The sequence below is a fragment of the Corynebacterium felinum genome, assembly GCF_030408755.1.
GTDB classification, from domain to species: domain Bacteria; phylum Actinomycetota; class Actinomycetes; order Mycobacteriales; family Mycobacteriaceae; genus Corynebacterium; species Corynebacterium felinum.
The window spans coordinates 1,172,717-1,190,508 of record NZ_CP047209.1 but is presented as its reverse complement, the minus strand read 5'-3'; the positions used below and the strand labels follow the sequence as shown (position 1 = coordinate 1,190,508).

Sequence of the window (17,792 nt, the reverse complement as noted above, 5' to 3'; positions counted from 1 at the left end):
TCATTCTATCATATGTTCGAATACATGTTCGCAGCCGCTTGTTGGACGGATTCCGTGAGTCGTTCAAGCGAGGGGGATTCAAGCCGCCAGCGCTGCCAGTAGAGGGGAACTTCGAGAACTCGATCGTCGAGCAGGACTATTTCCCCAGCTTCGAGGAGGGGTTTGGCGTCTTGGATGGGCAGCAGTGACCAGCCCAGCCCGACGCGCGTGGCTTCAACGAAGGCTTCTGCGGAGGGGATTTGGGAGATTCGGCGGGTATTGGGAAGTTGTTCGACTCGCCCGCGAAGGTCTGTGGTTTGCAGCTGATCGCGGGGCCCGAATCTTAAGGCGGGCATTTTTTCCCAATCCACTACCCCGTTGTTGGTATAGCGGTCGAGTAGCCAGGGGTTGGATACGCTAACGTAGCGCATGGAGCCTAATTCAATGGAGTCGCAGCCTGAGACGGGTGTTTTTTCTTTGGTCACGGCACCGAGCGCGTCGCCGCGGCGTAGGAGGTTCAGTGAGTGCGATTCGTCTTCGATGCGCAGTTGCAGGGTTGCTTGGTCCCAGCTGGCGACGTCGGCAAGCACGGGCTTAAACCAGGTTGCCAGCGAGTCGGCATTGACGACCACACTCAGCGGCACTTTCGCGATGCGTCCGCGTAGTGCGGCCAGCGTTTCTGCTTCGAGTAGAGCCATTTGTCGGGCTGCTTGAACGAGTACTTCCCCAGCGGGTGTGGCGGTGACGGGGGTGCTGCGGCGCAGGAGTACTCGTCCTGCTTCTTTTTCGAGTGCTTTGATGCGTTGACTGACTGCGCTGGGGCTGATGCCGAGGACGGCTGCGGCGATCTCGAAGCTGCCTTCGTCGACGATGGTGAGGAGGGTGTGCAGACGAATCGGATTCATGAAGCAATTCTAAACCAAGTTTAAAAGATGTAATTTTACTTAACCTCGTTGTGGGGTGAAGACTGTACTCCATGAGCATTATTGTCGCTGGTTTTCTGTTGGGACTTTCCCTCATTGTCGCTATTGGACCCCAAAATGCCCTCATTATTCGCCAGGGCATTAAACGGCATGCCGTTATCCCCGTTCTTTTAGTGTGCATGACCAGCGATATCTTCTTAATCCTCGGCGGCACCGCCGGGGTGGGCGCATTGATCGAAAAAGCACCGATCGCGCTGGTGATTTTGAAGTATTTGGGCGCTGCTTATCTTGCCTGGTTCGGCTTCTCCTGCTTCCGCGATGCTTTCAGCCGCCGCGGTTCGAGCATGGTTGTCGATCACAGCGATGAGATCGAGAGTTCTACCTCGATTGATTCTGATCTTCCAACTACCGGCGGTGGCAGCGTTGCTGTGCAGACACGCACGCAGACCCGCACCTGGGTCAAGCCGGTGCTGGCGGCGCTTGCTTTTACCTGGCTTAATCCGGCCGCATATATTGATGCGCTGATCATGCTCGGTGGTATGGCGAATCAGCATGGTGAGACTGGGCGTTGGTATTTCGCTTTCGGCGCGCTGCTTGCCTCTGCTACCTGGTTCCCGCTGCTCGGTTTTGGTTCAAGCTACTTCTCTGATGTCTTAGCTCGCCCGAAGGCGTGGCGGATCATTAATTTCACGATCGGCTGCATCATGGTTGTCATGTGCGCCCGCGTTCTCATGCACTAAACGCCCCACGCTCCCCCCCACCCTGCTACTAGCTGCGAAGATCTGTTCTTCGCAGCTTTTGCCTATCGACGTCGCCACGACGATCACCAGAACACGGCACCGTTTGCCCCTGCCGCCTAAGGTTGGGGGCAGAAAGCACAATGCCTGGTGTGCAGCAAAACCACTGTGGTTTTGTTACACACCAGGCGCAAAGTGTATGACGTCAACGATGTTAAGAGTTGAGCTTCTTGGCGATCAGCTGATTCACCTGACCGGGATCAGCCTTGCCGCGAGTAGCTTTCATCACCTGGCCGACAATCGCACCAACAACCTTGGTGTTGCCTGCCTTGTACTTCTCCACAATGTCAGGGTTGGCCGCCAGCGCTTCATCGACAGCAGCCTCGATGGCGCCGTCGTCACGCACAACCTCCAAGCCCCGCTTGGCGATCACCTCATCAACATCGCCCTCATCGGCCAGCACACCATCAACAGCCTGGCGAGCCAGCTTATTAGTCAGCTTGCCCTCGTTGATCAACGCAACAACTCGGGCAACCTGAGCTGGGGTGATATGCAAAGCCTCAAGCTCCACACCAGCCTCATTCGCCTTCTGGGCGAGGTAAGAAACCCACCACGAACGCGCCTCACCAGAAGTGGTGCCCTGTTCAACAGTGGCAATGATCAGCTCAAGCGCACCGGCGTTGACAAGGTCGCGCATTTCGGCGTCGGAAAGCTTCCACTCCTCCTGGATGCGAGCCTTACGCACCCACGGCAGCTCAGGAAGGGTGGCGCGAATCTCTTCAACCCACTCGCGAGGAGCAATCACAGGCGGCAGATCAGGATCGTTGAAGTAGCGATAATCCTCCGCCGTTTCCTTGATACGACCCGAGGTGGTCGAACCGTCAGCCTCCTGGTAGTGGCGGGTCTCCTGAATAATCTCCCCGCCTGCCTCGATCACAGCAGCTTGGCGCATCATCTCGTAGCGCACAGCCTGCTCAACGGACTTCAGCGAGTTAATATTCTTCGTTTCGGTGCGGGTACCGAACTCGGTCTCTCCAATGCGGTTCAGCGAGACGTTTGAATCCACACGCATCGACCCCTGATCCATACGCGCATCGGAAACACCCAATGCCTTCACGAGGTCACGCAGCGCAGAAACATAGGCCTTCGCAACCTCTGGAGCACGCTTACCTGCACCAATGATGGGCTTTGTCACGATCTCAATCAGTGGGATACCCGCACGGTTGCAGTCGACGAGGGAGGAAGTGGCGCCGTGGATACGTCCGTCTGCGCCACCGAGGTGGGTGAGCTTGCCGGTGTCTTCTTCCATGTGGGCGCGTTCGATTTCCACGCGCCACTCAGTGCCGTCTTCAAGGACGACGTCAAGGTACCCGTTGTAAGCGATAGGCTCGTCATACTGGGAGATTTGGTAGTTTTTAGGCTGGTCTGGGTAGAAGTAGTTTTTGCGCGCGAAGCGGGAAGACTCAGCGATTTCGCAGTTGAGTGCGAGACCGATCTTGATGGCCCATTCAACGCCTTTGGCGTTGACCACGGGCAGTGCGCCGGGCAGGCCGAGGGAGACGGGGTCTACGTTGGAGTTGGGTTCCGCGCCGAAATGTGCGGAGGAGGCGGAGAACATTTTTGTTTCAGTGGCGAGCTCGACATGGACTTCCATGCCCATTACTGGCTCGAATTTCTCCAGGACTTCGTCGTAGTCCATCAATTCGTCATAAGCTGCAGTCATAACGAATAACTATACCCTGTTGCGCACCCTATTCTTATAGTGGTGTGTCCTTGGGTTTGTTTATCTGTACCCACCTACAGCAGTGAAGGCGTGAAATGATGGTTGGTTCGTGTGTTACTCGTGAGCAGGCGACTGTGTTGCTCAAGCAGATCGCATCGGATTCTGCCCAGTTGCGTGACGATCAATGGTTCGCAATTGATGCTTTAGTCAATCAGCGCTCCAGGTTGGTGGTGGTCCAGCGCACGGGCTGGGGAAAGTCCGCAGTGTATTTCATTGCGGCGAAGTTGTTGCGCTCCCAAGGGTGCGGGACAACGGTCATTGTGTCGCCGTTGTTGGCATTGATGCGCAATCAGGTTCAGGCGGCATCACGAGCAGGTATTGTGGCTGCCACAATCAATAGTGCGAACGTTGAGCAGTGGGAATCCATTCAGTCTCAGGTGGAAGCTGGCGTGGTGAATGTGCTGTTAATCTCGCCGGAGCGGTTGAATCATCCTGAGTTTCGTGCGCGCATGCTGCCGCGTTTAGCTTCATCGGCGGGGATGGTTGTGGTGGATGAGGCGCACTGCATTTCGGATTGGGGGCATGATTTCCGCCCTGATTATCGTCGCATTCGCGATGTATTAGCAGTGTTAGATCCTCGTACACCGGTGCTGGCGACGACTGCGACGGCGAATGATCGAGTGGTGGCGGATGTGCGCGCCCAGCTGGGTGAAAATACCCCTGTGTTGCGTGGGGGTTTGGGGCGCGAGTCGTTGTTTTTGTCTGTGGTTGAAGTGGATGATCGCACGACCTGGATTGCCTCCCACCTGGGGGATTTTGCCGGTTCGGGCATCATTTATTGCTTGACGGTGGCCGCGGCTGAGGATCTGGCACGTGCTCTTTCCGCTGCGGGGTTTCAGGTGGGCTGTTATACGGGGCGCACTGAGGCCGGTGAGCGGGTGGAATTAGAGGCGAAGCTGCTATCCAATGAGGTCAAGGCATTGGTGGCAACCTCGGCACTGGGCATGGGTTTTGATAAGCCGGATTTAGGTTTTGTGATTCATCACGGCTGCCCAAGTTCACCCGTTTCCTACTATCAGCATATTGGTCGCGCGGGCCGTGGCACGGCGCATGCACAGGTGGTTTTGCTACCGGGGCGGGAGGATCGTGAGATTTGGGAGTTTTTCGATCACGCGTCGTTTCCTGATGAGGATACTGTTCGAAAGTTGTTGGCTACGTTGGAGAGTGCTTCCGCACCACTGTCGACTCCGGCGGTGGAAAAGCATGTTGATTTAAGTCGAGGCAGGCTGGAGCAGGCTTTAAAGGTGCTCGATGTTGAGGGGGCGGTTTCTCGGGTTGCGCAAGGGTGGGTGCGGGATGAAAGCTTTCCGCCGTTTTTCTACGATAGTGCCCGTTTTGCGCAGTTACAGGCGATGCGACGCCTAGAGCAGCAGGCGATGATGGAGTATGTTCATCTTACTTCTTGCCGTGAGCTGTTTTTGCGCCAGCAGCTTGACGACGCCACCGCAACGTCTCCGTGTGGTCGCTGTGATAATTGTCGCCAGGTATTTTTTGATAGTTCCATTGATCCGTCGATGCGTGCGCTCATTGATACGCACCGTCACACCCCTGGTGTGGAGATTGCGGTACGCAAGCGGTGGCCGGAACGTTCAGGGGCGCTACAAGCGCTGCGTGGAATTCGGGTGTTGTGTCGTATCACCGACCTTGGTTTGGGACCCAAAATTCGTGAGATTTTCCGCGAGCACCAGTGGGAACCAGTTTCCCCGTGGGCGAAAGACCCGGTGCTTTCCGCCACGGTAAATGTGCTGAAAAATTGGAATTGGGACACCCGCCCGAGCGTGGTGGTGGGTCTGAGTTGCGCTGACGGTGCACGCGATCAGTTGGTGGATCGTTTTGCCAGCCAGGTAGCACACATTGGCCGTTTGCCTTATCTAGGGCTTCTCCCCTTAAGCACGGCCGCAACGCCAGTGGTCGCGCAAAATTCGGTGTTTCGGGTGCGCGGTTTAGAGCGATTGTGGGATTCTGCTGCCCTCTCCACCTTCATTCCCGAGGATATTCCCCTTGGCCCTATTCTTTTAATCACCGATCAGGTGGATTCTGGCTGGTCGCTTACCGTGGCTAGTGAATTACTGCACGAACACACTTCTCGTGAGATTCTGGGTCTCGGTTTAGCGGCCAGCCATTAGCCCCACTAGAGGGTTACTTGCGGGCAGGTGATTTCCCCGTTGTGGGTGTTGAGTCCACGGGCGAGGTGGGGGTCGTCGGCAAGCGCTTGCTCCCACCCCTTGTTGGCGATGGTGAGAACGAAAGGCAAGGTGGCGTTCGTCAGCGCTTCGGTGGAGGTGCGCGGTACTGCGCCTGGCATGTTGGACACACAGTACATGCGCTTGCCTGCGAGATCGAACACAGGATCGTCGTGGGTGGTGGGGTGCGAACCTTCGAAGCAGCCACCTTGGTCGATTGCAATATCCACCAGCACGGAACCGTCGCGCATGGTCTCAATCATTTCTTTGGTCACGAGTTTCGGTGCGGCCGCACCGGGGATGAGGACGGAACCGATGACAAGATCCGCGTCGCGTACGGCGGTGGCAATATTGAGCTCATTGGAGGCGAGTGTTTTCAGCTGGGAACCATACTGCGATGTCAGCTGGCGCAGGCGTTGAAGATTGATATCCACAATGGTGACTTTCGCCCCCATACCAAGGGCCACTTTCGCGGCGTTTTCGCCAGCGATTCCAGCGCCAATGACCACAACGTTAGCCGGCAGTGTGCCAGGCACCCCACCCATGAGGATGCCAGATCCCCCAATCGGGCTCATCAGGTGATACGCGCCGACTTGGGTAGCGAGTTTTCCTGCGACCTCACTCATCGGTGCAAGCAGTGGCAGACCGTGGTCGCTGGTAACAGTTTCATAGGCGATGGCGGTGATGTTGCGCTCCAGCAGTGCGCGAGTCACCTCCGGTTCGGCGGCGAGATGCAGATAGGTGAAAAGGATCAGCCCTGGGCGCATCAGTGGAAATTCGGATTCTTGGGGTTCTTTGACCTTGACGATCATCTCGGATTGTTCCCACACTTGCTTCGCTGAATCAACAAGGGTGGCTCCAGCGTTTTCATAGGCTGTGTCATCAAATCCGGAGGCAACTCCCGCCCCCGACTGGACAAGGACGGTGTGCCCTTTTTTCTTCAGCTCGCGTGCGCCTGCTGGGGTAAGGGCGACGCGGGCTTCATTGGTTTTTACTTCCGTGGGGCATCCAACGATCATGGTGCGAACAATCTCCTCGCTGCTTGGTGTAGCTATACGGTGTCTAGCCACGATCCTAACCACAGATAAGTGCGCTACGCCACAATTTAATAGATCTTTTCTCTAGACCACAGCAATGCGCACACCATGCAATTATGCTTCATTCCTACCGCTCACACCCCTTATACTGCCTTTTCTCACGCTACTGAAACACCTACCACTCACATAAGGAGGGGTAACTTTTTTTCTACCCTCACTCCCCTGCCCTCAAACACCAGCGCGTGCATTCGAGTCGTACTATGATCACCTTTCATGAGCGATGCCGTGTGTTGCGCCTTTACCGATCGTGCTAGTACTAGCGCTGGCGATTCTTATCGCCTCTCCCAAATCCCCCTTGGTTCCCTGACAATCACCTCAGGTGCGATTCGTGCCTGCGACCCCTTTGTCGATATCGAGTCATCGCTTCAATTCCCCGCTCCGAATGGGACTTTCGAGGTGATTGTAACCATCGCGCATATCACTGAGGGTAAAAAACCGCATCTGCGGGAGGCGTACCTCAGTCTCATTTTTGATCCTGCCCCCGCCACTCGTTTTACTGCCGCCACCCCACTTGGTATCCACAATGACCCCACCAAAACAGGTGGCTACTATTGTGTTGCTGTCGACGCAGGCACGATCGCCTTTGTCGACGCGCACGCGGCTATCCTCATGATCGAGCGCGTCGAAGCCCAAGGGCTGGATTTGTGTGACGATATCCTCGACTCCAATCAACCTGATTCGTGGTTTAACCTTTTGTTCAATCCCGATCATTACTGTAAAGGGAGTGCCAATATTCCACTGCCCTTCTTTTCCGGCGGAGAAAATATTGTCCTGTGTAGCTCAGGGTGGGGTGACGGCTATTACCCTGTTCTTGCGGGATTCGATGCGCAAGGAAAACTCCTCAGCTACCACATTGATCTCCAAGTGGTGAACACTCCCGCTTAAGTCATAAAAAATCGCCCTCCCCCTTTTTTCAAGGAGAAGGGCGATAAACACGACACTCCTAGCAACTAGTTTTTCAAGGAGTTTTCACAAGCCGTCGCAGCCACCCCTGCAACCTTCAACGTTTCCGTGTGGGTTGAGGAGAAAAATGGGATTGCCGAACCTGGGCTTAGTGTAGGCAACAGCGAACGGGTGACCGTCATAGTCGCTTCCACCTCACCGAAACCGACGTCCCCAACGGGCATGTCCATATAGAAACCGGACTTGTGGAAAGTCTTCGACCCCTGTGCGCCCGTGGCGGTATTCTTCCACTGCACCGTCGCAGAATTGAAGGGGAACAGCTTATTGGGGTCGATGAAAAAACGAGCAGTTGAGCTTTGGACATTCAAGTCGCGAATACCAAAAGTTGCTACTTGCGTAGCCTTGCCGGAATCATCTGCACGTCCGCACCATGAATTACCAAAGAACTTGATGGTATGAACCCCACCAGTGGGGTGTGCCATCGGCACTTCCGTAGATACTTCTTGCGCAGTCGCCACAGACTGGGACGCAAAGACCACGCCGGCAGCAATCAACACTGCCGAGACTTTGTGCTTCATTGTCATCGCATCTTTCCTTTCGTTTGAAAACCAGCACAAAGAAATTAGGGCTGGGGCTTACACGTCGCTGGGTCAGGGTTGATCATGATTGTCTCGTTATGAGTCACCGACAACCACGGCAGCGAAGAATTCGAAAACACAATAGGCAGCAGCGAACGAGTCACCGTGAAATTCACTTCCACAGGGCCAAAGGAAGAACGCATTCCCTTCACTTCAATCTCCGAACCCATCGATCGCACTGACACATCCTCAGTTCCACCGGTGTTAATCCCCCGCCAACTTACAACTGCGGAATTAAAGGGGAAAATGCCGCTGAGAAGGGAGGAAATTCCACCTTGTGTTTTCGCGTCTTTATCCACAGCTTTCACACTGAAAATCTGGTAAGCACCATAGATTGTGTTTCCATCACGCTTTTGCTGAAAACACTCCACATTATGTGTGAACTCCACCGTATGCGTCCCCCCGAGCGGGTAGGGCATCGGCACTTCTTTAGCCATCGCCGAAGGCTGCGCAAGAGTACACAGCCCAATGACAGCAGCCATGGCCAGCGTTTGAATACGACGTAGATTCATCCAACGCTCCTCTCTGAAGAAATAGGTTTCATTAATTATTTCGCCTATTACACAGATAGTGTTACTCAACAAAAATATCCCCCTGTCGAGCACAATGCCCTTCAGAGGGATTACAAAAAACGACGTCGAAACGCTTAACCAAATAATGCCTGCGCAGTGCGGTAACGGCCAGCCGAAACAGTCTTGAGCTGACCCACAGCTTCTTGCAGATCAATCAGCTCAATGTGCTCGCCACGCAAAGCCACACACTTGCCAAAATTGTCGTTGTGGCACGCACGGGCAGCGTGCACACCATAACGAGTTGCCAGCACGCGATCGAAAGACGTTGGAGTTCCGCCACGCTGAATATGACCCAATACCGTGGTGCGCACATCGTGACCTAGACGCTTCTTGATTTCGTCACCAATAACCTGACCAATCCCGTTGAAGGTCTGGTGACCAAACTGGTCCACCCCACCCTCAGCGAAATCCATCGTCCCAGGCTTGGGCAAAGCACCCTCAGCAACCACGATGATGCCGTATTTCTCACCCATCTGGAAGCGACGCTCCATAGCCTTACAAATCTCGGCGATATCAAATGGGGCTTCAGGGATCACAATGTAGTGAGCACCGCCAGCCATACCGGCATGCAGCGCAATCCAACCAACGTGACGGCCCATAACCTCAACAATCATCACTCGGTTATGCGACTCCGCAGTGGTGTGCAAACGGTCGATAGCGTCAGTGGCTACCGATACTGCGGTATCAAAACCGAAGGTGTAGTCGGTACCATTGACGTCATTATCAATAGTCTTAGGGACACCCACAACCGGAATGCCATTATCTGACAGCCACTTCGCGCCTTTGAGCGTACCCTCACCGCCGATCGGGATCAGGGCATCAATTCCAGCATCCTCCAAATTCTCCTTGATCTGCTCAAGGCCATTTTTGAATTTCTCTGGGTGCAGGCGACCAGTACCCAAAATGGTGCCGCCGCGAAGAAGGATTCGGTCAATGCTTTCGTCGTCGTACAACTGCACGCGACGATCCTCCATCAATCCGACCCATCCATCCTGATAGCCAACAACAGTAGAACCGTATTCGGTAGCGGTACGCACAATACCGCGGATAACAGCATTCAAACCGGGGCAGTCGCCGCCGGAAGTCAGAGTGGCAATACGCATGACTTCAATCCTAGACGATCCGCCCCAAAATGTCCGATCGGTAATTTAGCTTTGAGCAGGAGTTTTAACAGGATGTGAATTTTCTCGCACAATGGCTTGGTTTCTAAACTGCGAAACCGCCGCCAAACCCATCACTAGTACTACCACCGCCGGGATCAGCGATTGGCCCATCGCTGTAGTAATTGCCTGTGAGCTGGCAATACCGTGTTGCATCGCGGCGCCGATCACTGCGGTGCCCATGACGGAACCGATCTGGCGTGTGGTGTTGTACACACCTGAAGCGGCACCTACTTGAGTGATAGGTAAATCACGCAAGCTTGTCGCCGAATTCGGCGACCAAACAAAACCGTTACCAAACCCAAGTAAAACAACAGGAAGCAAGATCCACCAGAAGCTTATGCCCTCCCGCATGACCACGACCAACGCCACCGATGCAGCCAACATGAAACTAAAACCTGCCACCGACAACACGCGAGGATCCAAGCGATCCGAAAGCTTGCCCACAAAAGGCGCACACACGCCGGACAGCACAGCCATTGGCACCAGCATAAAACCAGCCTGCTGCGCTGAAAGCCCATGACCCTCCTGCAGGAAAATCATAATAGGCAGCATAATTCCGGCCACCACAAAGCTCATCATGGAAATAGAGAAGGAACCAAGAGAAAAGTTGCGGTTGCTAAAAATAGCCAGGGGAACCAGTGCATCAGCGCCACGGGAGGATTGCAGTTTCACAAATACCACAACCAGCACCAGCCCAAGCACCAGCAGCGCCCAGATCCATGCGGGCCACGACAATTCCGGCCCCTGTTGGATGGCAAAAATCAATGCGCTCATGGCCACGATCGATACAATAATGCTGCCGAAATCAATTGACCGTGCCATCTGTGGCATCGTGGGAACCCACATCGATACCAGCACGAGTGACACGACACCAATAGGCACGTTAATGAAGAAGATCCACTCCCAGCCGACCTGAGCTACAAGCACACCACCTAAAATTGGGCCGATCAAGGTAGCCAAACCAGCCACCGCGCCCCACATACCCATGGCAGCGCCGCGCTTTTCGCGTGGGAAAATACGGTTGATCACGCTCATGGTTTGTGGGGTCATAATTGCCGCGCCCAAGCCTTGGACTGCGCGGGCCACAATCAGCCATTCCACGCTTGGGGCTAAACCACAGGCTAAAGAACTTAAAGTAAAAATCACCATGCCCACCAGATACACGGTGCGCTGGCCAAATCGGTCGCCCATTCGGCCGGTCACCAGCAATGGGACAGCAAAAAATAGAAGATAAATGCTTGAAACCCACACCACCTGGTTTAAGGAGGCGCCGAGTTCAGTTTGAAATTGCGGGGTCGCTACCGCCACAACAGTCTGGTCCAACAAAATCATGAAGAACCCAATGCACAATGCGGCAAGCGCTTTCCACGCTTGTTTCTCAGAAACCTGAGTTTGTTGTTTATTCACCGCGACAATCTTACACCCCCAACCCTTTCACCCCAGCCAAGCGTAACCTAGCCTCACTACCCCGATCGAACCATTGCCAGGGGCACAAGCACACCCCACACCAGCCCCATAAATTCTCCTAATCCTACTCACGCAGATGGAGCCGACGTCGTGACGCGATTCGCAGTGCGCTGGCAACTGAGCCAAAAGTCAAGATCAAAGCAAGCCGTGACCGTGACTACAACACGCGCTTGCCCTCCACGCTGGCCCAGAGCGCACCGCTTGCCCACAGTACTGCGCACACAACAGCAAGGCTGTAAATGCTGGCAAAGCCCAAGGCCACAGTCGCAGCAGCAAGACCCACCGGTTGGGCTAGAAGATTAATTGCCCCCATGAGTGAGAACGCACGCCCGCGCAGCTGCTCCGGCACAGATTCGGTAATAAACACATTTTGCAACGGCGTAACAAAACCACTGCCCAACCCCGCAAGCACCATGCCAACAATCACAATCCAGGTGACATGCAGCACCGCCATCCCGGCGAAGGCAAGCGTGTACAAACCCATGCCGATCCACCAGCGCTGCAGCGGCGACAGTGAATCCATTTTCGCACTGATCACACCACCGACCATCAGCCCCACCGCAAAGCCCGACATGGTTGCACCCAAGCTGGCGGGGGCATTAATGGATTCGAAGTGGGCGGGTAAGAAAATCAACAAATACGGAATAACAAGAATTTCCGCGATGCCGTTAATGATCGCCATCATCCGCACCGGTGCGCTTTTGAGCACCGCTGTCCACGCCCGCCAACCGGAGAATACTTGCTGCTCTTCCTCCTCGCTACTACCGGTTGCCGTTAAGCGCAGCGCGAATGTCAGCACCGCCGCAAAAAGCGAACACCCCGCCGTAATCCACAACACAGAGGTCAGAGGCAGGCTTGCCATCAAAATGCCGCCCAACGCTGGGCCGAGCAAAAAACTCACGCCCGTGATCGCCTGCATAATGCCGGCCACCCACTCAAGGCTTTTGCCTGACGACGCCGCCACATCACCCATCAACGCGTTACGCGCCGCAAAACCCGGGATGTCCCCCACCGCGCCATAGATACCAATGATCACCAGCCACCACAGGTTCAAATCCCAATACTGGTCCACCGCGATGACCGCCACAATACTAGAGGCAGAAATAACATCGGAGATCACACTCATAGGTTTGCGGCCGACAGTATCAATCAAGTGTCCACCCACAATCGCCACCACAACTGTGGGGATACCAATGAGTGTGGCCACCAAACCCGCAGCAGCGGGATCGCCGGTGCGCTGCAGCACCAACCACGGCCACACTAACGTGGCTACAGCATTGCCGAAATTAGAAAACGCAGCTGAAGCCAAATACAGCCACGCGGTGGCAGGGAAGGTTGTGCTTTTCATCAACGCAAAAACTCCAGTGAACACAGGTAAATAAAAATGCTCCACACAGCATAACCGTGTGAAGCATTTTTACCACACTGAATATCACCTATTCAGATTGGTTTTAGCCAATGAAGTGCTCCTGGCCAGGAACAGAATCAGGAAGCTTCAAACCAGGGGTGATCTCAGACGCTGGAACCAAACCGAACTTCTCCAAGCCCTTGCGCACATGCTCAGCACCGTCAATGTTCAGCGGACCAGAGGTCCACATAGCATAAGGCAGGTTGATAAAGCGGTTTTCCTTCACAGCCGGAAGATCCTTGGTGGCTGGGTGCTCCTTGAGCATCTTCACCTTCTCCTCAAACTCCTGGCCTGGGTACTCAACAAACACGAACACATCAGGGGTGTTGGAGGTCAAGTGCTCCCAACCAACAGTGGTCCAGGTGTCTTCAACATCCTCAGCTGCATTCTTGGCACCAGCAGCCTCCAAGATAGCCTGTGGCGCACCAAACTTACCGGAGGTGAAGATGGTGTCCGAACCGGAGTCGAAGAGGAATGCAACAGGTGCCTTCTCAGGCTGATCCGCATCCTTGAGGGCCTGGAGGCGAGCGTCCTGATCCTCAATAACTTTCTGAGCGGTATCCTCGTTACCGGTGATCTTGCCGATGTTCTCCAAGTCGGTGGTCACAGCGGTCCAAGGGTCGACAATGCCACGCTTGGTGGTGCCTTCCTGGCGGCAGGACTCCGTAAGCAGGTAGGAATCAATGCCCTGCTCCTTCAAGGTATCTGGGGTGAGGTTCTTGCCCTCGTTGAAACCATAGTTCCAACCAGCAACGTAAATATCAGGCTGCTTGGACACGATTTCTTCCAGGGAAGGGTATTCCTTGGCTACGTCGTTGAGATCTTCTGCATCCTTGCCGTACTTAGCCTTGAGAATATCAAGGTCGCGCTGCACGGAGGAGACGTACTTGATCTTGTCGCGGGCACCTGTCGCCAGCACAATGGAGATGATGTTACCGTCGTTGACAAAAAGGTTGTCAGCCTTGGTGAAGGTCACTTCTTCACCACAGTTGGTCACTGTAATGCCCTCGGATGCAGCCTGAGTGGTAGCGGTCGATGCGTTATCGGCGGCATTCGAGCAGCCCGCCAACAACAGGGAAGAAATACCGAGGACTACGAGAGTCTTTTTCATAATGAAAAGTGAATCTTTCTTTCTAGAGCGAATCAACGATGATGTGCGTTTTGCCCGCTACTGTGAGCAAATGCGCCTCAACATCGAAAACTTTTCGCACATTGTCAGAGGTCAACACGTCGGATGGATTTCCCGCGGCCAGCATGGCCCCCTCATGGAGGACGACCACCTGGTCAAAGTGGGCTACGGCTAAATCCAGATCGTGGATAGTAGCTAAGATGGTGCGGCCGGATTCCCGCAACACCTTCAGTAAGTGCAACTGATGATGCACATCAAGATGGTTCGTCGGCTCGTCCAACATCACCATATCGGTGCCTTGGGCAAAACCGCGAGCAAGAAGCGCTCGACGCCGCTGGCCACCCGAAAGCTGATCGCACGGACGCTCAGCTAAATCAGACAAACCAACCAGTGCGAGTGCATCGGCAACAATTTTCTGTTCCCTCTTGCCACCAATCTCCCAACTTTTCAGGTGTGGGAGACGACCCAGTGCCACCATTTCGGAAACTGTCAGATCTCCCGGTGGGCTTTCTTCTTGGCCAACCAAGGTGAGTTGGCGGGCACGCTGGCGCGGGCGCATCGAATGCACCGACACGCCGTCGTAAAGCACCTGCCCAGCAAGAGCCGGGGAAATGCCTGCAATCGCTCGCAACAACGTCGACTTACCAGCACCATTAACACCCACAAGGGCAGTCATAGTGCCTGGTTCAACGGTGAAGCTAACATTAGTAAGGAGCGGAATTTTATTAAACCCCGCTGCGACGGAACAAATGTCAAGTCGGCTCATGACGCACTCCCAAACTTGTATCGTCCACGACCCATCAGCAGCAGGAACAACGGTGCACCAAGCACACCAGTGACTACGCCCAGCGGAATTTCTTGCGGCGGCGCCGAAATGCGGGCAATCACATCAACCCACAACAAAAACAGCGAACCCGACACCATGGCAATCGGCAACAACCTGCGATGCAGCGAACCGACCAACATGCGAGCCAAATGCGGGATAACCAGGCCAACAAAGCCGATACCACCAGCAACCGCAACCATCGCACCCACAAGGAGCGCTTGAATGAAAAACAACACTTGACGCAAAACAGCCACATTCACACCCAACGCTGCGGCCGTATCAGGACCAGCAGCCAAGGCATCAAGGCTATTAGCAAGGAACATCAACACAACAAACGCCAGGAGCACCACCAGCGCAGGAAGTAAAAGTTTGTTCCATTGCCCACCTGCTACTGAACCCAGCATCCAAAACATCACGCCTTGCGCCGCTCGTGCATCAGGACCTTTGAACACAAGAAAGCTCGCGAGAGCAGAAAACGCTGAGGAGAGAACAACACCGGTCAAGATCAGGCGCAGCGGTGTCAGCCCGCCCTGCGCAACAGTGATCGCATAGACCGCGGCCGTCGCCCCCAAAGCACCCAACAAGGCGCCAACGGAGAGCGAATACAGGCCGAAAGAGGAGAAAACTCCCAAAGTGATCACGGCAGTGGCACCAACCGATGCGCCCGAAGACACACCAAGAAGATACGGATCAGCCAAGGGGTTACGCACCAACGTTTGCATCGCAACACCAGCAAGCGCCAAACCGGCGCCCACAATGATTGCCAGCAAACCACGTGGGGCACGAAGCTCCCACACAACGGAATCAATAGCCTGGTCAGGACCTTTTCCGCCACTCAGATGCGCAGCAACCACCTGCCACACTTCAGTTCGGGAGTAGTCGACAGAGCCAAACGTTAAGGAAATGACGAAACTTAAAGCCACCAAAGCTGCCAGCACAACAAACAGTGCCGGAGTAGCAAGCCGCCTTCCAAGGGTGCTCAACGTGAGAAACTCCTTCTGTGGATATTTTTTGGTCCAGCTTTAGAACCAAATTTCAATTATCCCCCATTTCGCAGATGAAGTTCAACCTTCCGAACACCTTTGTTAAACACCACCACTTGTGGAGCCTGAAAGAAGAAACCCTCTGGCAGAACACGATGTTTCTTCTCTTTCAGGATTTTTCTTTTTCTTTACCCTTTTCACATGACAAAGCAGGTAGCCTTGGGTGCATGACGTACGCATTGAAAAAGGCCGATGAGGTCAATACAGCAGCAGTGGTAACTACGGGTCTTATTGGGGGTTGGCTTACTGCCCGCGAAACAGGAATCCGCCCGTTAGGTGGTGTAATTCTTGCCGCCGCGGGTGGTTGGGCTGCACGTTCGTGGGCAGCAAAGGGCGGCGTTCCACTTGCCGCAGGTTTGACCACAGCCTATGTGGCTGCTTTCGGCCTTTCCCACCCACTGGCTAAAAAGATCGGCGCGTGGCCTGCGGTAATCACTGTAACTGCCGCTGCAGCTGGTGCCGCCTATATCCTGTCTGACGTCAAGGAATAATCCACTTTTTCTTCACTCCGCGCACGTGTAGTGCGCGGATTTTTATTCTCTCCCCCGCATCATGTGTTCTCTTAGTTCGCGTGGTTGATCAGCCCATAGTGCCACTTCTGTCACGAATGACCAGCGTTGTTTGTTCCACCACCAGCGTTCATGCGGGACACGGATGGGGGTGTTGAGGCGAAGAAGGAAATTGGTGCCTTCGCTCGTTCCTAGGTTCAGCCGCGTATCGACGATCCCTCGACGTTGATCATCATGCCCACGCACATACCCACACCAAATAATAGTGTTGAGTGGAATAGTTCCAAGAAGAATACCACCCTGCCTCAGTACACACTCTTGCTGAGTGAGATAACTAGGCCGTATGCAATGTTGCGCCACGTAGGCCCAAAAAATAATAACCCCGTACACAGAAAGCAGGAAAAGGATGAGGCGTAACTTTGGGTTAGTGAGCATGAGTTCGATAACGACAATCTCAATGGCACTCGCCACTGTAATCGCAATGGGGAGTGTCAATTCTCTCCCCTGCCGTGACACAACCAGTGCACCTTGAGGTACAAGAATGTGCCCGCGTATCCAACGAACAAGATCACTCAGAAGTCGCAGTTCTTTCACAAGCAGTCGGACTGCTGGATGTGTGGCAAGAACCTTCACAAGTACATTCATTGCCACTGCCCTAAGAATTGTGACAGTACCTGCTCCACCCGCGGTTCTAGTTGCATATCGGGCAGGGAGATATCGACGCTCCCTTCGACGAGTGTCTCAGCCACCCCGCGCATCCAACCCTGCTCATAAGCAACGCGGAATTCTTCTACCATCTGATCAATATCGACTGACGGCTCTTGCATCAGTGTCGCCCACGCCTGAAGAAAGCGGGTCGTGCTTTGTTGGATCTGCGGATGTGCAAGATTCTCACGCAGTACCTGCCATGTCGCTGGAGTTGTCATTCCACTCAGCGCCATCACTTCTAGAGCTGTAATTTCCTGATCATAGAGATGCTCATCCGTGATAAGGGCGCGAAGGCTCTCCCGTACATCACTGGGAATCCCAACCGTATGAGAACTGAGGCGCTCGAGGAATTTTTGCTGCTGAACAAGCTGTTGGATGCGTGATTGGATGAGTTCACGCGCCTGATCCAACGCAGTGTCACTCGTGACCAAAGAAAGCGGAACTCCCGCCTGCACTAAGGCACGAATGCGTAAAAGTTCAGCGAGATCCGCTATCCCATAGTTACGGTACCCATTACTGTCACGCGGCGGTTCATCCAATACACCTTTATGGTGATAGTGGCGAATAGTGCGCACAGTACAGTGGGCTGCACGTGCAAGCTCGGAAATCCTCATACCACTCATTGTGAACTATGACGTTAGGTCAAGGTCAAGAGGGCAAAAAAAAATTTGGGAAAACAGGAAAGCCTTTAAACTTTGACCGCTACCGCCCCAATAACAGCATG

The 17,792-nt window shown here is 54.3% G+C and carries 17 protein-coding genes; 4 read left to right on the top strand and 13 right to left on the bottom strand.

What is annotated here, in order from left to right; translation table 11 throughout:
• Nucleotides 1-8 precede the first annotated feature (8 nt).
• On the bottom strand, nucleotides 9-884 hold the full coding sequence (locus tag CFELI_RS05220; RefSeq protein ID WP_277105466.1) for a LysR family transcriptional regulator ArgP: 876 nt from the start codon (nucleotides 882-884) through the stop codon (nucleotides 9-11).
• A 71-nt stretch (nucleotides 885-955) separates the two neighbouring features.
• Here CFELI_RS05220 and CFELI_RS05215 point away from each other — a divergent pair, with 71 nt between their 5' ends.
• Nucleotides 956-1,642 carry a LysE/ArgO family amino acid transporter gene (locus CFELI_RS05215; protein ID WP_277105467.1) on the top strand — a complete coding sequence of 229 codons (687 nt, stop codon included), beginning with the start codon at nucleotides 956-958 and terminating at the stop codon, nucleotides 1,640-1,642.
• A 211-nt stretch (nucleotides 1,643-1,853) separates the two neighbouring features.
• Here CFELI_RS05215 and gatB read toward each other — a convergent pair whose 3' ends face one another.
• Nucleotides 1,854-3,362 (bottom strand): Asp-tRNA(Asn)/Glu-tRNA(Gln) amidotransferase subunit GatB, encoded by a 1,509-nt coding sequence (gatB, locus tag CFELI_RS05210; RefSeq protein WP_277105468.1) that lies wholly within the window; start codon nucleotides 3,360-3,362, stop codon nucleotides 1,854-1,856.
• A gap of 95 nt (nucleotides 3,363-3,457) precedes the next feature.
• Between gatB and CFELI_RS05205 the strand changes: the two genes are divergently transcribed.
• Nucleotides 3,458-5,548, top strand: a complete 2,091-nt coding sequence (locus CFELI_RS05205) for a RecQ family ATP-dependent DNA helicase (RefSeq protein WP_277105469.1) — start codon at nucleotides 3,458-3,460, stop codon at nucleotides 5,546-5,548.
• A 5-nt stretch (nucleotides 5,549-5,553) separates the two neighbouring features.
• Here the strand turns inward: CFELI_RS05205 and ald are convergent, their stop codons facing one another.
• The gene (ald, locus tag CFELI_RS05200; RefSeq protein ID WP_277105559.1) at nucleotides 5,554-6,624 is read right to left on the bottom strand and encodes an alanine dehydrogenase; all 1,071 of its coding nucleotides are present in this window, start codon (nucleotides 6,622-6,624) and stop codon (nucleotides 5,554-5,556) included.
• A 291-nt stretch (nucleotides 6,625-6,915) separates the two neighbouring features.
• Between ald and CFELI_RS05195 the strand changes: the two genes are divergently transcribed.
• On the top strand, nucleotides 6,916-7,587 hold the full coding sequence (locus CFELI_RS05195; protein ID WP_277105470.1) for a DUF4241 domain-containing protein: 672 nt from the start codon (nucleotides 6,916-6,918) through the stop codon (nucleotides 7,585-7,587).
• Between the two features lie 65 nt (nucleotides 7,588-7,652).
• Here CFELI_RS05195 and CFELI_RS05190 read toward each other — a convergent pair whose 3' ends face one another.
• The 8 genes from CFELI_RS05190 to CFELI_RS05155 all read right to left on the bottom strand — a co-directional run bounded on the left by CFELI_RS05190 (nucleotide 7,653) and on the right by CFELI_RS05155 (nucleotide 15,791).
• Nucleotides 7,653-8,189 carry a hypothetical protein gene (locus CFELI_RS05190; RefSeq protein WP_277105471.1) on the bottom strand — a complete coding sequence of 179 codons (537 nt, stop codon included), beginning with the start codon at nucleotides 8,187-8,189 and terminating at the stop codon, nucleotides 7,653-7,655.
• Between the two features lie 38 nt (nucleotides 8,190-8,227).
• Nucleotides 8,228-8,755, bottom strand: a complete 528-nt coding sequence (locus CFELI_RS05185; protein WP_277105472.1) for a hypothetical protein — start codon at nucleotides 8,753-8,755, stop codon at nucleotides 8,228-8,230.
• 134 nt (nucleotides 8,756-8,889) lie between these two features.
• Nucleotides 8,890-9,918: a 6-phosphofructokinase gene (locus tag CFELI_RS05180; protein WP_277105473.1), complete on the bottom strand. Its 1,029-nt coding sequence runs from the start codon at nucleotides 9,916-9,918 to the stop codon at nucleotides 8,890-8,892.
• Between the two features lie 45 nt (nucleotides 9,919-9,963).
• Nucleotides 9,964-11,394: an MDR family MFS transporter gene (locus CFELI_RS05175; RefSeq protein ID WP_435383799.1), complete on the bottom strand. Its 1,431-nt coding sequence runs from the start codon at nucleotides 11,392-11,394 to the stop codon at nucleotides 9,964-9,966.
• A gap of 208 nt (nucleotides 11,395-11,602) precedes the next feature.
• Complete coding sequence (locus CFELI_RS05170) at nucleotides 11,603-12,793, bottom strand: MFS transporter (protein WP_277105475.1); 1,191 nt, start codon at nucleotides 12,791-12,793, stop codon at nucleotides 11,603-11,605.
• A 103-nt stretch (nucleotides 12,794-12,896) separates the two neighbouring features.
• On the bottom strand, nucleotides 12,897-13,964 hold the full coding sequence (locus CFELI_RS05165; RefSeq protein WP_277105476.1) for an ABC transporter substrate-binding protein: 1,068 nt from the start codon (nucleotides 13,962-13,964) through the stop codon (nucleotides 12,897-12,899).
• 22 nt (nucleotides 13,965-13,986) lie between these two features.
• Nucleotides 13,987-14,748, bottom strand: coding sequence for an ABC transporter ATP-binding protein (locus tag CFELI_RS05160; RefSeq protein WP_277105477.1), 762 nt, complete (start codon nucleotides 14,746-14,748; stop codon nucleotides 13,987-13,989).
• Nucleotides 14,745-15,791, bottom strand: coding sequence for a FecCD family ABC transporter permease (locus CFELI_RS05155; protein WP_277105478.1), 1,047 nt, complete (start codon nucleotides 15,789-15,791; stop codon nucleotides 14,745-14,747). Before CFELI_RS05155 ends, CFELI_RS05160 begins: the two co-directional genes overlap by 4 nt.
• A gap of 227 nt (nucleotides 15,792-16,018) precedes the next feature.
• Between CFELI_RS05155 and CFELI_RS05150 the strand changes: the two genes are divergently transcribed.
• A complete protein-coding gene (locus CFELI_RS05150) occupies nucleotides 16,019-16,342 on the top strand; it encodes a hypothetical protein (protein ID WP_277105479.1) in 324 nt (107 codons plus the stop codon).
• Between the two features lie 42 nt (nucleotides 16,343-16,384).
• On the opposite strand, the gene CFELI_RS05145 is transcribed toward CFELI_RS05150, so the two are convergent.
• Both CFELI_RS05145 and CFELI_RS05140 read right to left on the bottom strand, forming a co-directional pair.
• On the bottom strand, nucleotides 16,385-17,005 hold the full coding sequence (locus tag CFELI_RS05145; RefSeq protein WP_277105480.1) for a hypothetical protein: 621 nt from the start codon (nucleotides 17,003-17,005) through the stop codon (nucleotides 16,385-16,387).
• Nucleotides 17,002-17,682: a MerR family transcriptional regulator gene (locus CFELI_RS05140; protein WP_277105481.1), complete on the bottom strand. Its 681-nt coding sequence runs from the start codon at nucleotides 17,680-17,682 to the stop codon at nucleotides 17,002-17,004. Before CFELI_RS05140 ends, CFELI_RS05145 begins: the two co-directional genes overlap by 4 nt.
• Nucleotides 17,683-17,792 lie beyond the last annotated feature (110 nt).

Coding starts and splice junctions, on each gene's coding strand:
- CFELI_RS05220 (WP_277105466.1), bottom strand. CDS start 884: ATGAATCCGATTCGTCTGCACACCCTCCTCACCATCGTCGACGAAGGC.
- CFELI_RS05215 (WP_277105467.1), top strand. CDS start 956: ATGAGCATTATTGTCGCTGGTTTTCTGTTGGGACTTTCCCTCATTGTC.
- CFELI_RS05165 (WP_277105476.1), bottom strand. CDS start 13,964: ATGAAAAAGACTCTCGTAGTCCTCGGTATTTCTTCCCTGTTGTTGGCG.
- CFELI_RS05190 (WP_277105471.1), bottom strand. CDS start 8,189: ATGACAATGAAGCACAAAGTCTCGGCAGTGTTGATTGCTGCCGGCGTG.
- CFELI_RS05185 (WP_277105472.1), bottom strand. CDS start 8,755: ATGAATCTACGTCGTATTCAAACGCTGGCCATGGCTGCTGTCATTGGG.
- CFELI_RS05150 (WP_277105479.1), top strand. CDS start 16,019: ATGACGTACGCATTGAAAAAGGCCGATGAGGTCAATACAGCAGCAGTG.
- CFELI_RS05170 (WP_277105475.1), bottom strand. CDS start 12,793: ATGAAAAGCACAACCTTCCCTGCCACCGCGTGGCTGTATTTGGCTTCA.
- CFELI_RS05195 (WP_277105470.1), top strand. CDS start 6,916: ATGAGCGATGCCGTGTGTTGCGCCTTTACCGATCGTGCTAGTACTAGC.
- gatB (WP_277105468.1), bottom strand. CDS start 3,362: ATGACTGCAGCTTATGACGAATTGATGGACTACGACGAAGTCCTGGAG.
- CFELI_RS05180 (WP_277105473.1), bottom strand. CDS start 9,918: ATGCGTATTGCCACTCTGACTTCCGGCGGCGACTGCCCCGGTTTGAAT.
- ald (WP_277105559.1), bottom strand. CDS start 6,624: ATGATCGTTGGATGCCCCACGGAAGTAAAAACCAATGAAGCCCGCGTC.
- CFELI_RS05145 (WP_277105480.1), bottom strand. CDS start 17,005: ATGAATGTACTTGTGAAGGTTCTTGCCACACATCCAGCAGTCCGACTG.
- CFELI_RS05140 (WP_277105481.1), bottom strand. CDS start 17,682: ATGAGGATTTCCGAGCTTGCACGTGCAGCCCACTGTACTGTGCGCACT.
- CFELI_RS05205 (WP_277105469.1), top strand. CDS start 3,458: ATGATGGTTGGTTCGTGTGTTACTCGTGAGCAGGCGACTGTGTTGCTC.
- CFELI_RS05160 (WP_277105477.1), bottom strand. CDS start 14,748: ATGAGCCGACTTGACATTTGTTCCGTCGCAGCGGGGTTTAATAAAATT.